This window comes from Chitinophaga polysaccharea, from assembly GCF_007829335.1.
Lineage (GTDB): Bacteria > Bacteroidota > Bacteroidia > Chitinophagales > Chitinophagaceae > Chitinophaga > Chitinophaga polysaccharea_B.
This window is the reverse complement of sequence record NZ_VIWO01000001.1, coordinates 1,848,441-1,867,602: the sequence shown is the minus strand read 5'-3', so window position 1 is coordinate 1,867,602 and position 19,162 is coordinate 1,848,441. Positions and strand designations below refer to the sequence as shown.

Sequence of the window (19,162 nt, the reverse complement as noted above, 5' to 3'; positions counted from 1 at the left end):
CGGCTGTAATAGCACTAATGTAATGCAAACGTTTGCAAAAATCAAGCTTTTTTACAAAAAAACGGAAATCCATTAAATCCGGCGCATCACAAAATTAACGCTGTGCTGCCCGGATAAAGCCTGTTTACGCGCTTTTAAACTGATGCGGGTAACATGATCACCCCATACCGGCGACAACCGACCATCAGTAACTTCCTGACGTTCTGTGATCACTTCAAATAATACCGGATCATAAGTCATCTCCAGGTTAGCCGTACTACCCTGCAGGACCACCTTGCCGGGAGTATGGGTATCCGCCGGTAAGCAAGTCATAAAATGCAGCAAGAATGGTTCTTTCCAGGCGGTCAGCTGGTAAGCCTCTTCCAGCAACAACGATTGCTTCGCGGGGGTAAAAGTGAAAGTGCGCTTCCACGACTGTATCATAGCCGTTTCGGGATACGCCGCACCAATGTCCATGCTCAGTTTATTATTGCTGTAATGTACATCCCTGGCCTGGAACCGGCGCCCATCGTGCTGCTGCACGCCGTTTATGGTAGGACAGTTATGCCACTGCGACTGCATAAACCATAACTGATAACGGTCAGCACTAAACGTTTGCTTGGTATAAGTACCCACACCCACATCTATCAACGCCGGTGCGCCATCCATATACAACACAAAATTGCCTACATCATTATGGTTATGACTTTCTGCATTATGGCCACCCTGCGCTGCAAAGAACAGGCCTTTGGCTGTACCCTGTTTTGAACGGAGCGATAATACCTGTAAATCTGGCAACCAGTTTTCGGTGGTATAAGGCGCTGCTGGTTGTACTCCCCTCAGCTGATCCCGTAATGCCATGTTATAAAGAAAGAAAGCCAGTGACGGCGCTTTTATCTTTGTTGTATCCGGATTATCCAACGCTGCCAGGTAAGCGGCAAAACTTTTCAGGGAAAGATCACCAAAAGCTTTTCCATACAGATACACGGTATGTGGCGGAGGAATAGTGCTGGCAGAAGCATCTGCAAAATTTACAAACCGGCTGCTGTCAACATGCATCTTATAAATATAGGCGCCTATCCGGTGAATCAGTTCATTGCTTTTCCAGTTTAACATGCCGCCGGAAGCATCTGTGAGCCAGGTAGTAAACTCTGCCAGCTTACCGCCTGCATGTCCCCAGTAGGTAGGCCCTTCATCGCATCCCCCATCTTCCGGATAACCATTGAGAAAATTATCGGCGCTATGAATCGCTTTTTCAATTACTTTATTACGTATATCCGTTTCATTTATACTCAGCAAAGCGGTTTGCAAAACGTTCGTATTAATCCAGATATTCCAGTTATTCACCGTCTGTCCTTTGAAGCCCATCCACCAGAAATCGTTGCGTTGCAGGTAAGGCTCTACAATACGATGTTGCAGCTCATACGTGATCCGCTTGTTCACAATGGGGGAGAATTTGTCCAGCTGGTCATGCAGTAAGAACTGCGCCCAACTAAGGGTGGCGGATGTTTCACCGGCAAACAAATCTACCACTGGCTCCGTGGGGTCTGGCAAATCGGTACCCGCCTTTTGGGCGCCCACATGCGCCGGCAATACCCAGGTACTCTCTTCCAGGATAACCCATAAGCCATTTACAATCTGTGGAATATACTTGCCATTACCACCTGCCAGCTCCCCCGCTACCAGGGCCGCTAATACTTTACGTCGCTCAAATTGCGCATTCTCAAAGTTGACCCGGTTGCCATTATCCCGGTACTGCAGGTATAACGTAGCCGGCAAGGCAGGCCAGTTAAAAGACATAGCTTTGTCGGCCTCCTTTAACAGGTTTGCCTTTACAGACGCCGGTAAATTGTTCATTTTCCCGACTATGCCCTGCAAACATTGCGCTCTCCATGCGGCGATATTCTTGAAAGCAGCTACCCCGCCTTCCTGCTGATATTCGTTGTAGAGATAGTTTCGTTCTTTCGCGTGTTCCTGTGCTATAGCAGCAGTAAACATCCCGGAACTCACCGTAAGCAATAATGCACCAACAATATTTTTAATGTACATAGGACATTTATTTTCAGAAAGATAAAAAATACATGCCACCGCCAATAGCGGTGGCACGATATATTTATTGTTCCCTGCTATTTTCTTTACTTAACATAGTTCGGGTTTTGCACCAGGTTGTTGTTCAGATCTATTTCCACCTGCGGAATAGGCCATAAATTAAAGGCGTCTACAAAATTAATCTTGTCAATCTGCTGACCGGCAATATTAGTCACCACCAGGCCATTCATCAGCTGTGTGGCAATACCCCAGCGGCGAATGTCTGAATAGTAGGTTCCTTCCATGGCAAATTCTATCATCCTCTCATGACGGATAATGTCCCGCATCTCTTCTTTCGATTTACCGGCAGGAATAGGTGGCATCTCCACCCCTTTACGGGCTCTTACCCGGTTAATAGCAGTATATACAGTAGCGTCCGGGCCTGCCACTTCGTTTTCTGCTTCTGCCAGCATCAGTAATACATCCGCATAACGGTAAATGATAAAATTCAATGGTGAATCGCCCGCACCAAAACCATCTACTTCCAATACATATTTCCTGGTAAGATAACCGGTAAAAGTAGCCGAATTATCCAGTCTCAGGTTGGCATAAGGAATATTCTTCCAGGTAGACCCAGGTCTTACCACGGTATAGTCTAAACGTGGATCACGGTTGTTGTACGGGTTGGCAGGATCATAACCAGAACTGGGATCTGTAATCATCTTACCATTCTTCATCTCGTAGTTACTCACCAGGTTCACAGAAGGATACACGTTGCTCCAGCCACTGGAAAAGGAACTGCGGGTAGACAAACGCTTATCCAGCAAACTACCCTGTCCTAATCCCGGCGCCAGGTATTGTATATCAAAAATCACCTCTACATTATTTTCCGCGCTGGTAGAAATAAACATATTCCTGTAGTCGGAATATAAATCGTATCCCAGCCCACCAATGGTTTTACAGGTAGTGGCGGCATCTGCATACTGCTTGGCGAGCAACTGTGCCTTGGCTTTCAATGTCAGCGCGGCGCCTTGCGTAGCGTGGCCCACCAGCGATGCCGGGTAGCTTACCGGCAACGAATCGGCCGCTGCACCTGCTTCCCTGATAATAAATGCCAGCAGGTTGGCTCTCGTTTCTTTGGCAGGCAATGGCGCCCCCAATGCCAGCGTTTTGGTGATCAATGGTACGTCGCCATAAAAATCGGTTAGCTGATAGTAATACAATGCCCTTAAAAAAGTGGCTTCTGCTATCAGGCGGTGATTAACAGAAATGCTCATATTACTGATGCCCGGCAGTTTTTCCAGTGCCAGGTTAGCCCGGAAAACACCATTGTACAAAGCTTTGAATTTATTCACCACTGCGCTGGTAAATGGATTCATATTACCCTTTGTAATAGGCCCCATACCAGTGCCCCCATCATCCCAGATATAAGCAGAAGGCGTTAACCCATCATTGTATACATACAATCCAAAAATATCGTTGTTCTGGAGGTCGTTGTAAATGGCACTCACACCCGCATTCGCGTCTTTTTCTGTTTTCCAGAAATTTGCATCAGATACTTTATCAGAAGGAGTAGTATTCAGGAAATCTTTTTTGCAGGCACCCAGTGCTAATAAACTGCATGCACATATTGCGGTTAATATCTTGTTCATTACTTACCCTTTAAATAGTTAGAAGATCACGTTTACACCACCTGTTATCACCCGCACGTTAGGATACTGTATTCCCGGTTGCGTATAGTCGCTTACTTCCGGATCCAGCCCCTTAAATTTGGTCCAGGTAAATGCGTTCTGTGCATTCACATATACACGGATGCTGGAAATAGTGCTGGTAAACATTTTCTTTGGCAGGGTATAGGATAACTGGATATTCTTCAGTCGCACGAAAGAAGCATTCTGTACCCAGAAAGTATTAGCCTGCGTGTTGTCTGTATTGGCAGCAGCGGTCAACCGCGGTATATTGGTATTAGCATTGTCTGGTGTCCAGGCATTCAGGAAGTCGGCATTAATTTCACGGCCGGCACGGATACCCGTAGTATACCAGTTATCCTGGTAGTAACGGTTTACGCCACCCACACCCTGGAATAACAATGCCAGGTCAAATCCTTTGTAACCCGCATTCAGGTTCAGGCCATAGTACCATTTAGGAATGGTATTGCCCATGTTGATACGATCATTACCATCCACCACGTGATCTCCGGTCATGTCTACAAATTTCAGGTCGCCCGGTTTGTTTGTTCCCGCAGTACGTTGTTTAGCCCACGCTTTCACTTCATCATCGTTTTGGAAAATGCCCGCTGTCTGCAAACCGTACAGGGTGCCGATAGACCAGCCTTCTTTCAATACAGAAGCTCCGTTGAGCGTACCAATGGCATTACCCTGGTATTTCACCACTTTGTTATTGATGTTGCTAACATTACCGGATATGCCATATCTAAAGTCGCCGGCTTTATTGTTGTAGCCTAAGGTCAGCTCCCATCCTTTGTTCTCCACAATACCTACGTTCTGGAAAGGAGGCGTAAGGCCGCCATACGCCGACGACAGGTTCAAACGTACCAGGATATCAGAAGTACGGCGGTTAAATACATCGAAAGTAAGGTTGAAATGATCGTTAAACAGGTTGGCGTCTAACCCCAGGTTGGAGGTCGTTGTTTTCTCCCATGTGATGTTGGGATTGGCCATTACCAAAGGCGCCAGACCAGCGGAGATGGTACCGCCGTAGTTATAGTTTACACCGGCAGAATACAGGCTCATGAAGGCATTCAGCGGGATACGGTCGTTACCCAGTTTTCCCCAGGAAGCACGCAGCTTTAAATTATTCACCCATCCCGGTATCGCATTCTTAATAAAGGGCTCTTCTATTAAGCGCCATGCAGCAGAGAAGGAAGGGTAAACGCCGTATTGCAGGCCGGAGCGGAATTTAGAGGATCCATCTCTGCGGAGATTGGCTTCCAGCAGGTATTTACCTTTATAGTCGTAATTGATACGTCCGAAGTAGGAAACAATCTTATAGATATCGGAGGTTCCACCTACTTTCGGTTGTTCCAATCCGGCGCCCAGTTCCCAGGTATTATTGGTTGGGAAATTCTGTATGCTACCGGTAAAGAGCGTACCCCTGATAGATTCTGTACTCATCCCGGCCAGCACATTGATATGATGATCGGCGCCAAAATTCTTGTTGTAGTTCAGGGTAGCGAAGTAGGTCAGGTGCAGGTTGGTACTGTCCAGTTGTGCCAGGGTAGCGGGTTGCTGATCCAGCTGTTGTGCCACTACATTCTTCTGGAAGTTCCACCTGTTCTGAATAGCACCGGCTAAGGCATAACTTTTCTGCCCCATATTGAAATAGTCGCCAGCTCCGTTTACCTGTAATTTCAGGCCATCGATGATATTCCATTCGCCCCATACTTTGGCAAACGCGCGTTGCTGGCGGTTAGGACGGGACCAGGTTTCCACGTATTGCAGGGGATTATCCAGCTGTCCGTTTTCATCGTCGGTATTGCGGCCGCCATAGCGGGTTCCGCTGGCATCCACCACTTTGGGCGTCATACCGGGCGTAGTGCTGCCTGCAAGCGACAGTATGCTGCCCACATCCTGTGGTTCGCGACGTTCTTTCCAGGTTAATGCGATGTTGGCGCCTACCTTAATTTTTTTGCTGATCTCCTGGTCTGCATTCAGACGCATCATATACCTGTCCTGACTGGTATTTTTAACGATACCATCATTATGCAGGTAGTCGAGCGACATATAATAGCTATTCTTTTCAGAACCACCGGATACTGATACTGTATGACCTGTCAGTTTTCCCTGTCCAAAAAGCACGTCCATCCAGTCGGTGTTGGGATACAGGGTTCTGTCGGTGGCATTTTTCCAGGCATCAATAGTAGCCTGTTTAAAAGGCGGGGTATTGCTTGGATTATCTGCCGTGGCTACACGGTTCATGAGTTGCATGTAGGTGGCATAGTCGCTGACTACGTTAAACAGCCTGGTGGCTTTTTGTACGCCATAGTAGCCGTTGTAGGATACCGTTGCTTTACCTTTTCTTCCTTTTTTGGTAGTAATGAGTACAACGCCGTTTGCTGCCCGGGAACCGTAGATGGCCGCGGCGGAGGCATCTTTCAGTACCGAAATGCTTTCCACATCGGCCATGTTAACGTCGCTCATGCTGCTTTCAATACCGTCTACCAGGATAAAGGGATCTGCATTATTCAGCGTACCTACGCCCCTGATGCGGATAGTAGCATTTTCGCGGCCCGGCTGTCCGGATGCCTGCGATACGCTTACGCCGGGCGCCATACCACTGAGCGCAGTACTCAGGTCAGTTACCGGGCGGCTTTGCATGGTTTTATCAAAATTTACGCTGGTAACAGCGCCGGATAGGTTTATTTTCTTTTGCACACCATAACCAACTACTACGGTTTCATTTAGACTGGTGGCGCTGGATGCCAGCTTTACTTTCAGATCTGTTTGATTATTAACGGCTATTTCCTTTTTATTATACCCTACAAAGCTGAATACCAGGGTATCTTTTTCTGCGGCGTTGAGGTGGAAGGAGCCATCGGGCCCTGTTACGGTGCCGGTACCGCTATGCTTAATTCCCACAGTTACGCCGGGAATGATAGCGCCTTGTTCATCTTTGACAATTCCTTTGATTGATTTTTTTTCCTGGGCAATGGCTGTCTGAACTACACATATTCCCCATATGCATAGCGATGCCCCTAGCAGTTTTTTCATAAACGTGTTTTTATGTAAACGTTTGCATTAAAATGAATGAGACTACAAAATTCTGTTCACCTGATTGTTCACTGATCTTGCATGTTTCTCTAAAATGGAATTAAATTCAGACTTGGCTTTAAAAAGTTATAAATATCTGTTTGTAAATTACTTACGAAGCTATAAACACCGTTTTTCTCTCGTTATCTGCCCTAATAGACGGCCTGTTGAAATCAAAAATATCGAATTATTTGAGAATTACAAACGTTTGCATAAATATTTTCTGCCACCAGGAGATAACGTTACCCGGAACAAGCCTATACAAATGATAGCGATTTAACATTTTATAATCCTTTCCTAACATGCCACCAACTGCTCTTTCAGCAGTTTCAGCAAATAGTCAAAATCTCATCAAGGATTAATATTTTAGTATCACCAGCCGGAGCGCATATTTACTACTTTAGCTGTTATGAACACTTATTTACAAATTCACCCGAGTGACAACGTGCTGGTAGCTCTTCAGGATATACCAGCTGGAACCAACATTTCATTCAACGGACACGACATTCAAACGCAGCAAAATATTTCCGCCAAACATAAATTTCTCATAGAAGACATACAGGCAGGTGATCCTATCACCATGTATGGTGTGCTGGTAGGCAAGGCCAATAAAACCATTTTGCAGGGCGAAAGCATCACTACCGAAAACGTAATACACGATGCCAATGCTTTTCATGAAAAAGACAGCTCCCTGGAATGGCAGGCACCCGATGTAAGCAAATGGAAAGACCGCAGCTTTATGGGCTACCACCGTAACGACGGACAGGTAGGCACCCGTAACTACTGGCTGGTTATTCCACTGGTATTCTGTGAAAACAGGAATGTAAGCGTTATTAAAACCGCCTTCGAAAAAGGACTGGGCTTTGCCCCCGCAGAAGTCTACAACGAACAGGTAACCGACCTCGTAAACCTGTACAAAAGTGGGAACCTGGATGCGGTAAAAAACTATGAAGCAGGAGCACTAACGGAAACGGATAAACGTAACCCGGTATTTCCTAATATAGACGGTATTAAATTCCTCACCCACGAAGGTGGTTGCGGCGGTACCCGCCAGGACTCAGACGCGCTCTGCGCCCTGCTGGCAGGCTATATCCACCACTCCAACGTGGCGGGCGCTACTATTCTCAGCCTGGGTTGTCAGCACGCACAAGTGTCGATATTACAGGAATCCCTGAAAAAGCTGAATCCAAATTTCAATAAACCGGTACTGGTATACGAGCAACAAAAAAGCCCTTCTGAATTTGCGATGTTATCGGCCGCTATCAAAGATACTTTCCTCGCCCTGGTAGAAGCCAACAAACAAAGCCGTCAGCCTGCGCCCCTTTCCAAACTGGTAATAGGCCTGGAATGCGGCGGATCTGATGGTTTTTCCGGCATTTCTGCCAACCCAGCGGTAGGACATACCTCCGATCTGATCGTGGCCCTGGGTGGTACCTCTATTCTCTCTGAATTCCCCGAACTTTGCGGCGTGGAACAGGAGTTGATTAACCGCTGCCAGAACGATACCACTTCCGATAAATTTATCCGCATCATGCGGGCATATGAAAACCAGGCCCAATCTGTAGGTTCCGGCTTTTATATGAACCCTTCCCCAGGAAATATCAAAGATGGTCTTATTACTGATGCCATCAAATCTGCCGGCGCAGCTAAAAAAGGTGGTACCTCCCCGGTAACAGATGTACTCGATTATACCGAATACGTTACCAAACCAGGACTCAACCTCCTCTGTACTCCCGGCAACGATGTGGAATCTACCTCTGCAGAAGTAGGATCCGGCGCCAACGTAGTACTGTTTACTACCGGCCTGGGCACCCCTACCGGCAACCCGATTTCCCCGGTGGTGAAACTCGCTACCAATACCAAACTGGCTACCCGTATGAAAGATATCATCGATATCAATACCGGTACCATCATCAGTGGCGAACAAAGCATCGCTGAAATGGGTGAAGATATCCTGGAATTTGTCATTCGCACCGCCAGCGGCGAGGTGCGTACAAAAGCAGAACAACTGCACCAGGATGACTTTATTCCATGGAAAAGAGGCGTCTCTCTCTAAACAAAACAAAAACTACTAAAACAAAAAAACGTCCGCGCAGCTGCACGGACGTTTTTTTGTTTTAGTAGTTGTGTTATAAAAAGTTATTAATCCAGTTTTACCTGCTCCATTTTTGGCGCAAACAGGTGCATTACGCCCCAGGCCAACAGGTAAGCCACACCACACATGGTAAACAAAATATTATAGCCCACACCAATGTTCCCCATCACTTTATAATGATCCAGCATAGTGCCTATCACTATTGGGAATAAAGTGCCACCAATAGATCCCGCCATACCTCCAATGCCTACCACAGAGCTTACCGCCCGCTTAGGAAACATATCAGAGGCGGTAGTGAAAATAGTGGCAGACCAAGCCTGATGCGCAGCTGTAGCCAGACTAATTAAGCCGATAGCCAGCCATAGGCTGTTGGTATATTGTATCAGCATAATAGGCACCACGCAAAGCGCAAAAATCAGCATAGATACTTTACGCGCCCTAAACACCGGCCAGCCGGATTTAATCAGGTGGGAAGACAACCAGCCCCCGCCAATGCTACCGAAACTGGTAATTGAATAAATGATAATAATTGGTAACCCAAGATTGGTTTTCATATTTACATGGAAGATAGATTCCAGGTATCCAGGCAACCAGAAAAGGAAAAACCACCACACAGGGTCGGTAAGCAACTTACCGAATACAAATGCCCAGGTTTGCCGGATACCCAGCAAATGGCCCCATTTCACCGGCTTGGGCTTTTCTACTTCTACTTCCTGATCAGAGTGAATATGGTCGAATTCTGCCTTGGATAATTTTTTATGACGACCCGGCACTTCATAGTAAAACCACCACAGTATCAGCCAGATAAAACCAATAGCACCGGTCCATACAAAAGCACTTCTCCAGCCATGATTCCTGGCCAGCCAGTATACCATCACCGGGCCTACCACTGCCGCAATATTAGATCCCGAATTGAAAATACCTGTCGCTAACGCCCGCTCTTTCTTGGGAAACCATTCCGCTGTAGCTTTGATGGCAGCAGGGAAATTACCCGCCTCACTTACTCCCAGTATCGATCTTACGAAACCAAAACCCAATGTGGTGCGCACCAGCCCATGTGCCATGGCAGATAAACTCCATACCACGATAGAAACACTGTACCCCAACTTGGAACCAATCTTGTCTACCAACGCACCGAAAAAGAGCAGCCCGATAGAATAGGCTGCTGAAAACACCATGACCAGGTTACTGAAATCTTTCTCCGTCCAGTTAAACTCTGACGATAAATCAGTTTTTAATAACCCCAGTACCTGCCTGTCTATATAATTGATGGTAGTGGCCACAAATAACAGCGCACACACCCGCCAGCGATACTTACCTAAAGTTGTGGAATTCATTGTAGATGGAATTTATAAAATGCTTAAGTTACTTCATGGCACGGAGAATTGCAAACGTTTGCATTATTTTCTCTTTCAGCCCTTGCCAATCCTTACTTTCAATGAGGGATTTAGACAGCAGGTTAGATCCCATACCTACGCATACCACGCCCGCATCAAACCAGGCGTCCATGCTTACCTGTGTGGGTTCTACTCCCCCGGTAGGCATAAATTTCAGGTTAGGGAATAATGGCATAATAGATCTTACATAGCCCGGTCCCAGCACATTACCCGGGAATAATTTCACCAGTTGCGCCCCATTTTTTTCTGCAACACTGATTTCGGTAGGCGTCATACACCCCGGTATCCACACAATATTTGCACTTTTGCACCAGGCGGCCGTTTCCGGATCTGTTACCGGGCATACTATAAAGTCGGCGCCCAGCGCTGCATAAGCCGCTGCATCTGTGGCCTGCTTGATTGTACCGATCCCCAGGTATAAATCAGGCATGGTGGCTTGCTTACGATCGCGCAGAATCTCAAAATTTTTACGGGCATTCGCTCCCCGGCTGGTAAACTCAAATACACGCAAACCGCCATCATAACAGGCTTGCAATACTTCCAGGCAAATGTCTGCATCATCGTGGTAGAAAACAGGAATAATCCCGCTTTGCTCAAACGCAGCAATAATTACGTCAGGACTCGGTGCCATATGTTATATCAGTTTTATAATGTCTTCAGCGGAAGTGGTATTGAAATCCCCCTTCACAAAAAATTTAGAATAAGCAGCGGCGGCAGCATAGGAAATGATCTGCTGATCATCCAAACCCGCCAGCTGTGCATGTATCAATCCCGCCATAAAGCAATCACCGCTTCCTACCCGGTCCACCACATCATGTGTATCGTATTCACGGGAAATGCTTACCTGCCCGGCATGATAATAAAACGCGTAATAGCGGTTATGCGTAGGCGCATCGCTGAAGCGGAAGGTAAAGGCAATCCGCTTACAACGTGGAAAGCGTTGGGTGATTTCTGCGGCTACCTTTTCGGCCTGTTCCAGGTAAACCGCTTTGGTGTTGGTGTCCAGGGCAACGGTATCCAGGGTAGTATCCAGCATATTGTTGGCCGCCCAGATATTACCCATTACTACATCGCAATATTGCACCAGCTCCGGCATTACATCAACCGGTTTCTTGCCATATTGCCATAGCTTACTGCGATAATTAAGATCGGTGGAAATGATCAGTCCTTTCCTGCTGGCTGCCTGTAATATCTCCCGGCAAATGTCTACCGCATCAGGATTCAATGCAGGCGTAATCGCACTCCAGTGAAACCATTCCGCATCGCCCAGCAAGGCCTCCCAGTTGACAGTGCCCGGAGTAATCCGGCTAAATGCCGACCAGGCCCGGTCGTATACTACCTCTGCATGCTTCAGGTCACTCCCCTGCGCCAGGTAATAAATACCTATGCGCTCGCCCCCCCACAACATCCGGTCGGTATGAATACCTAAATGACTCAGCTGCTGCAATACATCTCTTGATAACCCATTCTCAGGCACTTTGCTGATATAGGCTACGTCGGTACCCCAGTTGGCCAGCGCCGCCGCTACATTTGCTTCTGCACCGCCTACATAGATAGCAGCGGTATGCTGTGACAGCTCAGGCGACAAACGCAATAATATTTCCCCGAATGTGATGACTTTTACCGGTTTCATTAAAATCCAAAATATGCTTTTGCGTTATTGTAACAAATATCCTGTACCATCTTCCCCAACCAGGCAATATCATTCGGTAGCTCTCCGTGTTCCACATCATTGCCCACCAGGTTGCACAAAATACGGCGAAAATATTCATGCCGGGAATAAGATAGAAAACTTCTGGAATCCGTCAGCATTCCAACAAAACGGCTCAGTAATCCCATATTGCTCAATGTGTTCATTTGCTTTTCCATGCCATCTTTCTGATCCAGGAACCACCAGCCCGACCCGTATTGGATCTTACCGGGTATGGTGCCGTCCTGGAAATTACCGGCCATGGTAGCAAATACTTCGTTATAAGCCGGGTTCAGGTTATATATAATGGTTTTAGCCAATTGATCAGATTTGTCCAGCACATCAAAAAAACTGCTCATCGCTTCGGCCACGTTCCAGTCGCCAATAGAGTCTACGCCGGCATCTGCACCAATACGTTGCAGTAAACGGGAATTGTTGTTGCGGATAGCGCCCACATGAAACTGCTGGGCCCAGCCCCTGGCATGGTTCCAGCGGCAAACCGCCAATAGTACAGCCGTTTTAAATTGTGCATTTTCATGCGGCGTGGCAGCCTGTTGCTGGCGTGCCCGTTGGAAAATGGTATCTAATTCGGTAACGCTGGCTGGCGTGAAATAGAAGGTGCTCAACCCATGATCACTCAATCTGCCGCCGGCTTCATGAAAATAAGTATGCCGGCTTTCCAACGCTTCCAGCAGCTCATCGAACTTGCGGATGTCTTTATTGATTACGGCCGACAGCTGATCTATAAACTGGTTGAAGGCTGCCGGATTATCTACTGCCATGGCCCGGTCGGGGCGGAAAGTAGGCAGCACGCGGGTCCCAAAGGGCTGGCTGGCAATAGCCCGGTGATGCTCCAATGAATCTACCGGATCATCGGTGGTACACAAGGCTTCTACTTTATAATGCTGCAACAACGCCTGGGTGCTTAATTGCGGTAACTGTGCATTACAATCCCGGTAGATTTTCTCCGCGGTTTGCTCGCTTAGCAGATCAGTCACCCCAAACGGATTTTTCAACTCCATATGCGACCAGTGGTACAACGGATTCCGCATGGTATATGGCGCTGTAGCAGCCCAGTGGCGGAACTTGGTATAGTCATCGGCACTTCCCGTAATAAATTCTTCCGAAACACCATTGGCACGCATAGCCCTCCATTTATAGTGATCTCCCTTTAGCCAGATAGTATACAGGTTATCAAATGTTTTATTGCTGGCTATTTCATCTGGCGGTAGGTGGTTATGGTAATCGATAATGGGCATGGAGACTGCGTAATCGAAATACAACTGTTTAGCCGTTTCTGTTTGTAGTAAAAAATCCTCTGATAAAAACGCTCTCATAACGATGAATATTTATCTATGCTACAATTGAATAAATGCTTTTACGCCTTTGCTTTTTAAGGCTATCAGCAAATCCGTTACTTGCTCTGCAAAACCCGGGATCGTGGTCAGATCGGCTTCCCACAGGCGTTTATCGCTGCAGATACCGTTTACCATAGTAGCGGTGTCCTGTTCCTGCCACCACGCCGCAAAGATAGCGGCATTGTCGTCTGTAATGATATAGCTTTCTCCATCCCTGGCGCCGATATACTTCCCATCTTCCTGCTTTTCCGGCCGCAGAAACAGCAGCATGGCGGCAAATCCCAGGCAGAGGTAAGGCGGCAGGGCCTGGAATTGCTGATGATAGCGCAACAATGTACGCACGTTGCGTGCATTCATCTTCGAGCTCTCCTGGAAGGTGATGCTGATCAGTTTATGTGCAATAAAGGGATTTGCAAAACGATCCAGCACTTCCGGCGCAAAGGCAGTAGCAGTAGGGCAATCGGCGGCAATGGTAGGCAGGATTTCCCGCAATACTACTTCCTGGAAGAAATGATGCATATAATTATCCTGCATGGCTTCATACACCGTATTTAAGCCCGACAGGAAAGCCAGCGGCACGGCGGCCGTATGGCTGCCATTCAGGAGCCGGAGCTTTTGTTCGCGGTAAGGTGTAATACTATCTGCAATCAACATCCGGTTGTCGGCCTGATGGAAAGATAATGCAGTACGGATATCATTACCGCCTTCTATAGCCCATAACAGGTAAGGCTCTACTTCTATCCACAACTGGTCGGTATAACCGGCTTTCTCGTTGATTTCGGCCAGGTTACGGGGCTTACCCGGTACAATGCGGTCTACCAGCGAATTACAGAACTGGTTTTCCCGTTGTATCCAGTCGGTAAACGCTTTTGGCAGCTCGTTATAAGCAGCCAGCTGTAATACAATGTCTTTTAATAACCGGCCATTGTCTACTACCAGTTCTGTAGGTACAATCACAAAGCCCGTGTGGGCTTTTCCCTGGAAGTGGTTGTATCGTTCCCATAGTACAGCCAGCAGTTTGCCGGGGTAAGATTCAGGTATCCCGGTAGCTATCTTTTCAGGGACATATTGAATGCCCACTTCCGTGGTATTGGAGACAATTATTTGCATGGCAGGCTCATGCACTGTCTGCAAAATCTCCTGCCATTGTGCATTCGATTGCAAAACCCGACTAACGGAGGCATTAATCAGTACCTTATCTACTAATTCCCCCTGGGAAACACCTTTGATATGTGTGGTATACAGGCTATCCTGGCTGGAAAAATCATGGGTATTGCCATCGGTAGATTTTACCACTACGACCCTTCCCTTGAAAATGCCCTGCTTATTGGCCTGGTCTACCAGGTAATCGACCAGTCCGCGCAATAGTACGCCAGTACCAAATTGCAGGATCTTTTCCGGGTAGGTGAATATCTCTGCTGTAACGCCGTACTCCGGTCGTTTTAATATAAACTCTTTGTTTAATATAGGAAGCATCATAACGGATTTATGCCTAAAAGGTCGCTAAAACTAATAAATATATTATTCACAATTAAGAAATTATAGCTCCCGGTGAAATAATCACCCATCCAGGTCATTATATAGTCAGAATCAATCATCACATTGTCAGGATCAATACCCGGTAGCTGGTCGATGACCGGAATTTAAGTAATTTTGCATCCTTAAACTATTTCAAATGAGCAAGCATGGTAAAGTACTGGTAGCCATGAGCGGTGGTATAGACAGTACTGTTACAGCGCTGATGTTGCATGAGCAAGGGTACGAAGTGGTGGGTATCACCATGAAAACTTGGGACTATGCATCTGCAGGTTCCAGTAAAAAGGAAACCGGCTGCTGTAACCTGGATTCTTTTAACGATGCCCGCGCGGCGGCGGTACATCACGGATTTCCACACTTTGTGCTGGACATCCGCGATGAATTCGGTGATTTTGTGATCAATAACTTTGTCGATGAATATATTGCAGGACGTACACCTAATCCCTGTGTGCTTTGCAATACCCATATAAAATGGCGCGCCCTCATGAAACGCGCCGACGCCATGGACTGCGAATTTATTGCAACAGGTCACTATGCCCAGATCCGTCAGCACGACAACGGCCGTTATGTGATCAGCAAAGGTATCGATGAAACCAAAGACCAGAGCTATGTACTCTGGGGCATCCAGCAAGACGTACTATCACGTACCCTCCTGCCACTCGGCACCTACCGCAAAACCGCCATCCGGCAAATGGCCTTCGACTTCGGCTACCCCGAACTCGCCAAAAAAGCAGAAAGCTATGAAATCTGCTTCGTACCGGACAACGACTACCGCGGATTCCTGAAACGTAAAGTAGACGGATTGGAAGAAAAGGTAAATGGTGGTAACTTTGTATTAGCAGATGGCACTATTGTTGGTCATCATAAAGGGTATCCTTTTTACACAGTAGGACAACGGAAAGGACTCGATATTGCACTCGGTCGCCCGGTATTCGTTACCGAAATTATCCCCGAAACCAATACCGTAGTACTAGGCAACGAAGATGAACTGCAGAAAAGCGAAATGTTTGTAAGCGGCATCAACATGGGTAAGTACGAAACCATCCCCGACGGCATGGAATCTATTACCAAAATCCGTTACAAAGACAAAGGCGCGCTCAGCAACCTTTACAACGAAAACGGACAGGTGAAAGTGAACTTTTATGAAAATGTAAAAGGTATCGCCCCCGGGCAATCAGCCGTTTTCTACGAAGGCGATGATGTAATAGCCGGAGGGATTATCCAACGCGGTGCGTCGATTTTAAAGTGATTAATTTCATAAGATAGATAAAGAAAAAGGTGGGAAGAGTAGTCTTCTCACCTTTTTTGTTGGACATTTACAAGTTATCATCACCTTCAATACTTTTTGACAAAAATTTTATTGTCAAAAATTTTGACAATAAAATTTTTGTCAAATAACAACACACAAATCAAGAAAGCCTTACCGCATACATCGTATCCGCTCCCTGATCATATCCCCTGATTACCCCACCCGTCTGCCGGCGTAAATCGCTAATACGCTCTATATAGCTCACTACTTCTTCATTCTCCTGCTTAAATACAGAACAGGTAATGTAAATCAACGCACCTCCTTTCTTCAGGAAAGGCACTACGTTATGGGCAATCTTTTGCTGCAGTTGCTGATACTTCCCGATCTCTTCAGGTTTAAAAAAGCTGATACTTTCGGGGGTGCGTCCCCAGGTACCGGAGCCACTGCAGGGTGCATCCAGTATGATGCCATCAAACTGCTGATGCCCCATAGACGCAACAAAGCCAGGTGCGGTAAGGTCGGCTACCCTGGCATCATAATGCTTGATACCCGCGGCGGCGAAGCGCTGCTGCAGGTTTTCGAGGATAGAGCGTCTTACATCAGATACCAGTAATTGTACGCCGGGTTGCTGATCTTTCAGGAGAATAGACTTTCCCCCGCTGGCAGCACAGCAATCCCACCAACGCTGCCCGGCAGCTGGTAAAAAAAGCGCCCCGGTTTGCTGACTCGAAGCATCCTGTACCTCGTACCAGCTCTTCTCTGTTACAATCGTTTCTATCTTGGTACCATTGGGCAAAGCAATGGTAGTATTATTGGCAAACACCTCATATGCAATACCCGCCTTATCCAGCAGCGCTTTTACCTTATCCAGCTTCTGCTGACGTACCCGTATAAATAAGCGGGGCTGTGTCAACATCGTATAAGCGTAAGCGTTAGCATCAAGGGAATCAGACAAGGAAGTGATCAGCGGAAAGATAGCATCGGGCGTTAGTGGCGCCGGTAATAAGGCTGCCTTTTCAGATAATGGCAACGACACCCGCTCATTCCAATCGGGTTGCAATACCGCGAGGAAATCATTGGGCGCGGTTTCACACAAAAACGTCCCTGCAATAATACGTTCCTTTAAGGGAAGCGTTTTCCCCCAGTGTCCTAACCGGAAATAATGATACACCAACTGTGATATCCAGCGCCGGTCGCGCCCACCCATATAAGGATGCTCCTTGAAAAAAGATTTCAGGAAGTGGTGTAGTGGCAGGCTACCGGTATAGGCGCCAATAATTTTTTCTGCAGACGATAAATAATTTTCCCAACGGGTCATACGCGAAGATACAGCTTCTGTCAACGCCAGCCCATAGCAAAGGAGAAAGCATAAAGCTATTGAGGAGAATGATCAAAGCGAATATTAAATACTCGCTTTGATCATTCTCCTCAATAGCTTTATGCTTTACGCTTTCTGCTCGGTTACAGTTTCAGTAACGCTTTCAGTGGATCTTTACCAAACAGCAGCTGCTCAGGATTTTCGAGCATTTCTTTCACTCTTACCAGGAAGCTTACAGACTCACGACCATCAATGATACGGTGATCATAGCTCAGCGCTACATACATCATCGGACGAATCACTACCTGTCCGTTAATGGCCATCGGGCGTTCCTGTATTTTGTGCATACCCAGGATAGCAGATTGCGGGATATTAATGATAGGTGTGCTCATCAGGGAACCAAATACGCCACCATTAGTGATGGTAAAGGTACCACCGGTCATTTCCGGTACAGTTAATTTGTTGTCGCGGGCTTTGGTAGCCAATTCCAATACTGCTTTTTCGATGCCGGCCATATCCAGGCTTTCCGCGTTGCGGATAACCGGTACTACCAGACCTTTAGGCGCAGAAACAGCAATGGAAATATCACAGAAGTCGTGGTATACCAGCTCATCACCATCAATGTACGCATTTACAGAAGGGAACTCCTGTAAAGCGAAGCAACAGGCTTTGGTAAAGAAGCTCATAAAGCCCAGGTTTACCTCATGTTGTTTTTTGAAGACATCTTTGTATTTAGCACGCAAAGCCATAATCTCTGTCATGTCTACCTCATTGAAGGTAGTGAGCATGGCAGTAGTATTTTTAGCTTCCACCAGGCGGCGGGAAACAGTTTTACGCAGGTTGCTCATCTTCTCGCGACGTTCCTGGCGGGTAAACATTTCCTGTCCGATGGCTACACCCGGATTTTTCAGGGCAGCATATACATCGTCTTTCATGATTTTACCGTGTGCACCGGACCCCTTGATGCTGGATGGATCTACCTGTTTGTCCGCAATAACGGCTGCAGCTACTGGTGTAGTTTTAATATCATTTGGGATGCTGGTAACAGGCGCCTGCTGTGGCTGTGGAGCAGCTGTTGACTGGGCTGCCGGAGCGGCTGCCACCGGGGCTGATTTACCTGCTGGTCTTGCCACGCTGGTATCAATCTTACAGGCCACATCACCAATTTTTAAGGTATCTCCTTCTTTAGCTACAGTGATCAGGGCGCCAGCTTCTTCTGCGTTCAGTTCGAAGGTAGCTTTCTCTGATTCCAGTTCACATACTACTTCATCGCGCTCTACATAATCACCATCTTTCCGTATCCATTTTACCAGGGTTACTTCACTGATAGACTCTCCTACTGTAGGCACTTTCATATCAATTGTCCCTTTATTCACTGCCGGAGCTGCCGGAGCGGCTTCCACTACAGGCGCAACAGTAGCTGCCGGTGCTGCAGCTGCCGGTGCTGTTGTAGAAGCTGGCGCAGCAGCGTCTGTATCGATCGTACAGGCTACCTCACCAATCTTCAAAGTAGCGCCTTCCTGGGCTGCGGCTGCAATCTTCAGGATACCCGCTTTTTCTGCATTCAGTTCAAAGGTTGCCTTCTCAGATTCCATTTCACATAATACCTCATCCTGCTGCACATAATCTCCATCTTTCTTCAACCACTTTGCAATTGTTACCTCGCTAATAGATTCTCCTACCGTAGGGACTTTGATTTCGATAACCATATTTAATCAGTTGATGGTGATACCGGGCTTCCTG

General features: G+C 47.1%; 12 protein-coding genes. 2 read left to right on the top strand and 10 right to left on the bottom strand.

Annotated elements, in window-relative coordinates:
• Positions 1–72: 72 nt before the first annotated feature.
• The 3 genes from FHW36_RS07780 to FHW36_RS07770 all read right to left on the bottom strand — a co-directional run bounded on the left by FHW36_RS07780 (position 73) and on the right by FHW36_RS07770 (position 6,737).
• Positions 73–2,028: a heparinase II/III domain-containing protein gene (locus tag FHW36_RS07780; RefSeq protein ID WP_145664996.1), complete on the bottom strand. Its 1,956-nt coding sequence runs from the start codon at positions 2,026–2,028 to the stop codon at positions 73–75.
• 86 nt (positions 2,029–2,114) lie between these two features.
• Positions 2,115–3,659, bottom strand: a complete 1,545-nt coding sequence (locus FHW36_RS07775) for a RagB/SusD family nutrient uptake outer membrane protein (RefSeq protein WP_145664993.1) — start codon at positions 3,657–3,659, stop codon at positions 2,115–2,117.
• Between the two features lie 18 nt (positions 3,660–3,677).
• Positions 3,678–6,737: a SusC/RagA family TonB-linked outer membrane protein gene (locus FHW36_RS07770; RefSeq protein ID WP_145664990.1), complete on the bottom strand. Its 3,060-nt coding sequence runs from the start codon at positions 6,735–6,737 to the stop codon at positions 3,678–3,680.
• A 448-nt stretch (positions 6,738–7,185) separates the two neighbouring features.
• On the opposite strand from FHW36_RS07770, the gene FHW36_RS07765 reads away from it, so the two are divergent.
• Positions 7,186–8,832: a UxaA family hydrolase gene (locus FHW36_RS07765; RefSeq protein WP_145664987.1), complete on the top strand. Its 1,647-nt coding sequence runs from the start codon at positions 7,186–7,188 to the stop codon at positions 8,830–8,832.
• An 86-nt stretch (positions 8,833–8,918) separates the two neighbouring features.
• Here FHW36_RS07765 and FHW36_RS07760 read toward each other — a convergent pair whose 3' ends face one another.
• The 5 genes from FHW36_RS07760 to FHW36_RS07740 are packed head-to-tail and all read right to left on the bottom strand — an operon-like array spanning position 8,919 to position 14,792.
• Entirely contained in the window at positions 8,919–10,208 is a 1,290-nt protein-coding gene (locus FHW36_RS07760; RefSeq protein ID WP_145664985.1) for an MFS transporter, read from the bottom strand.
• A gap of 28 nt (positions 10,209–10,236) precedes the next feature.
• Positions 10,237–10,899: a beta/alpha barrel domain-containing protein gene (locus tag FHW36_RS07755; RefSeq protein WP_145664982.1), complete on the bottom strand. Its 663-nt coding sequence runs from the start codon at positions 10,897–10,899 to the stop codon at positions 10,237–10,239.
• Positions 10,900–10,902: 3 nt separating this feature from the next.
• Positions 10,903–11,901: a sugar kinase gene (locus FHW36_RS07750; protein ID WP_145664978.1), complete on the bottom strand. Its 999-nt coding sequence runs from the start codon at positions 11,899–11,901 to the stop codon at positions 10,903–10,905.
• On the bottom strand, positions 11,901–13,295 hold the full coding sequence (gene uxaC, locus FHW36_RS07745) for a glucuronate isomerase (protein ID WP_145664975.1): 1,395 nt from the start codon (positions 13,293–13,295) through the stop codon (positions 11,901–11,903). Before uxaC ends, FHW36_RS07750 begins: the two co-directional genes overlap by 1 nt.
• 21 nt (positions 13,296–13,316) lie before the next feature.
• Positions 13,317–14,792 carry a tagaturonate reductase gene (locus FHW36_RS07740; RefSeq protein ID WP_145664973.1) on the bottom strand — a complete coding sequence of 492 codons (1,476 nt, stop codon included), beginning with the start codon at positions 14,790–14,792 and terminating at the stop codon, positions 13,317–13,319.
• A 199-nt stretch (positions 14,793–14,991) separates the two neighbouring features.
• Between FHW36_RS07740 and mnmA the strand changes: the two genes are divergently transcribed.
• Positions 14,992–16,101: a tRNA 2-thiouridine(34) synthase MnmA gene (gene mnmA, locus FHW36_RS07735; RefSeq protein ID WP_145664962.1), complete on the top strand. Its 1,110-nt coding sequence runs from the start codon at positions 14,992–14,994 to the stop codon at positions 16,099–16,101.
• Between the two features lie 160 nt (positions 16,102–16,261).
• On the opposite strand, the gene FHW36_RS07730 is transcribed toward mnmA, so the two are convergent.
• A complete protein-coding gene (locus FHW36_RS07730) occupies positions 16,262–17,419 on the bottom strand; it encodes an RsmB/NOP family class I SAM-dependent RNA methyltransferase (protein WP_145664959.1) in 1,158 nt (385 codons plus the stop codon).
• A 143-nt stretch (positions 17,420–17,562) separates the two neighbouring features.
• Complete coding sequence (odhB, locus tag FHW36_RS07725; protein ID WP_145664956.1) at positions 17,563–19,128, bottom strand: 2-oxoglutarate dehydrogenase complex dihydrolipoyllysine-residue succinyltransferase; 1,566 nt, start codon at positions 19,126–19,128, stop codon at positions 17,563–17,565.
• Between the last annotated feature and the right edge of the window lie 34 nt (positions 19,129–19,162).

What these genes read in the sequence shown, in the direction of transcription:
- FHW36_RS07780 (WP_145664996.1), bottom strand. Translation starts at nt 2,028, where the DNA reads ATGTACATTAAAAATATTGTTGGTGCATTATTGCTTACGGTGAGTTCC.
- FHW36_RS07775 (WP_145664993.1), bottom strand. Translation starts at nt 3,659, where the DNA reads ATGAACAAGATATTAACCGCAATATGTGCATGCAGTTTATTAGCACTG.
- FHW36_RS07770 (WP_145664990.1), bottom strand. Translation starts at nt 6,737, where the DNA reads ATGAAAAAACTGCTAGGGGCATCGCTATGCATATGGGGAATATGTGTA.
- FHW36_RS07765 (WP_145664987.1), top strand. Translation starts at nt 7,186, where the DNA reads ATGAACACTTATTTACAAATTCACCCGAGTGACAACGTGCTGGTAGCT.
- FHW36_RS07760 (WP_145664985.1), bottom strand. Translation starts at nt 10,208, where the DNA reads ATGAATTCCACAACTTTAGGTAAGTATCGCTGGCGGGTGTGTGCGCTG.
- FHW36_RS07755 (WP_145664982.1), bottom strand. Translation starts at nt 10,899, where the DNA reads ATGGCACCGAGTCCTGACGTAATTATTGCTGCGTTTGAGCAAAGCGGG.
- FHW36_RS07750 (WP_145664978.1), bottom strand. Translation starts at nt 11,901, where the DNA reads ATGAAACCGGTAAAAGTCATCACATTCGGGGAAATATTATTGCGTTTG.
- uxaC (WP_145664975.1), bottom strand. Translation starts at nt 13,295, where the DNA reads ATGAGAGCGTTTTTATCAGAGGATTTTTTACTACAAACAGAAACGGCT.
- FHW36_RS07740 (WP_145664973.1), bottom strand. Translation starts at nt 14,792, where the DNA reads ATGCTTCCTATATTAAACAAAGAGTTTATATTAAAACGACCGGAGTAC.
- mnmA (WP_145664962.1), top strand. Translation starts at nt 14,992, where the DNA reads ATGAGCAAGCATGGTAAAGTACTGGTAGCCATGAGCGGTGGTATAGAC.
- FHW36_RS07730 (WP_145664959.1), bottom strand. Translation starts at nt 17,419, where the DNA reads ATGACCCGTTGGGAAAATTATTTATCGTCTGCAGAAAAAATTATTGGC.
- odhB (WP_145664956.1), bottom strand. Translation starts at nt 19,128, where the DNA reads ATGGTTATCGAAATCAAAGTCCCTACGGTAGGAGAATCTATTAGCGAG.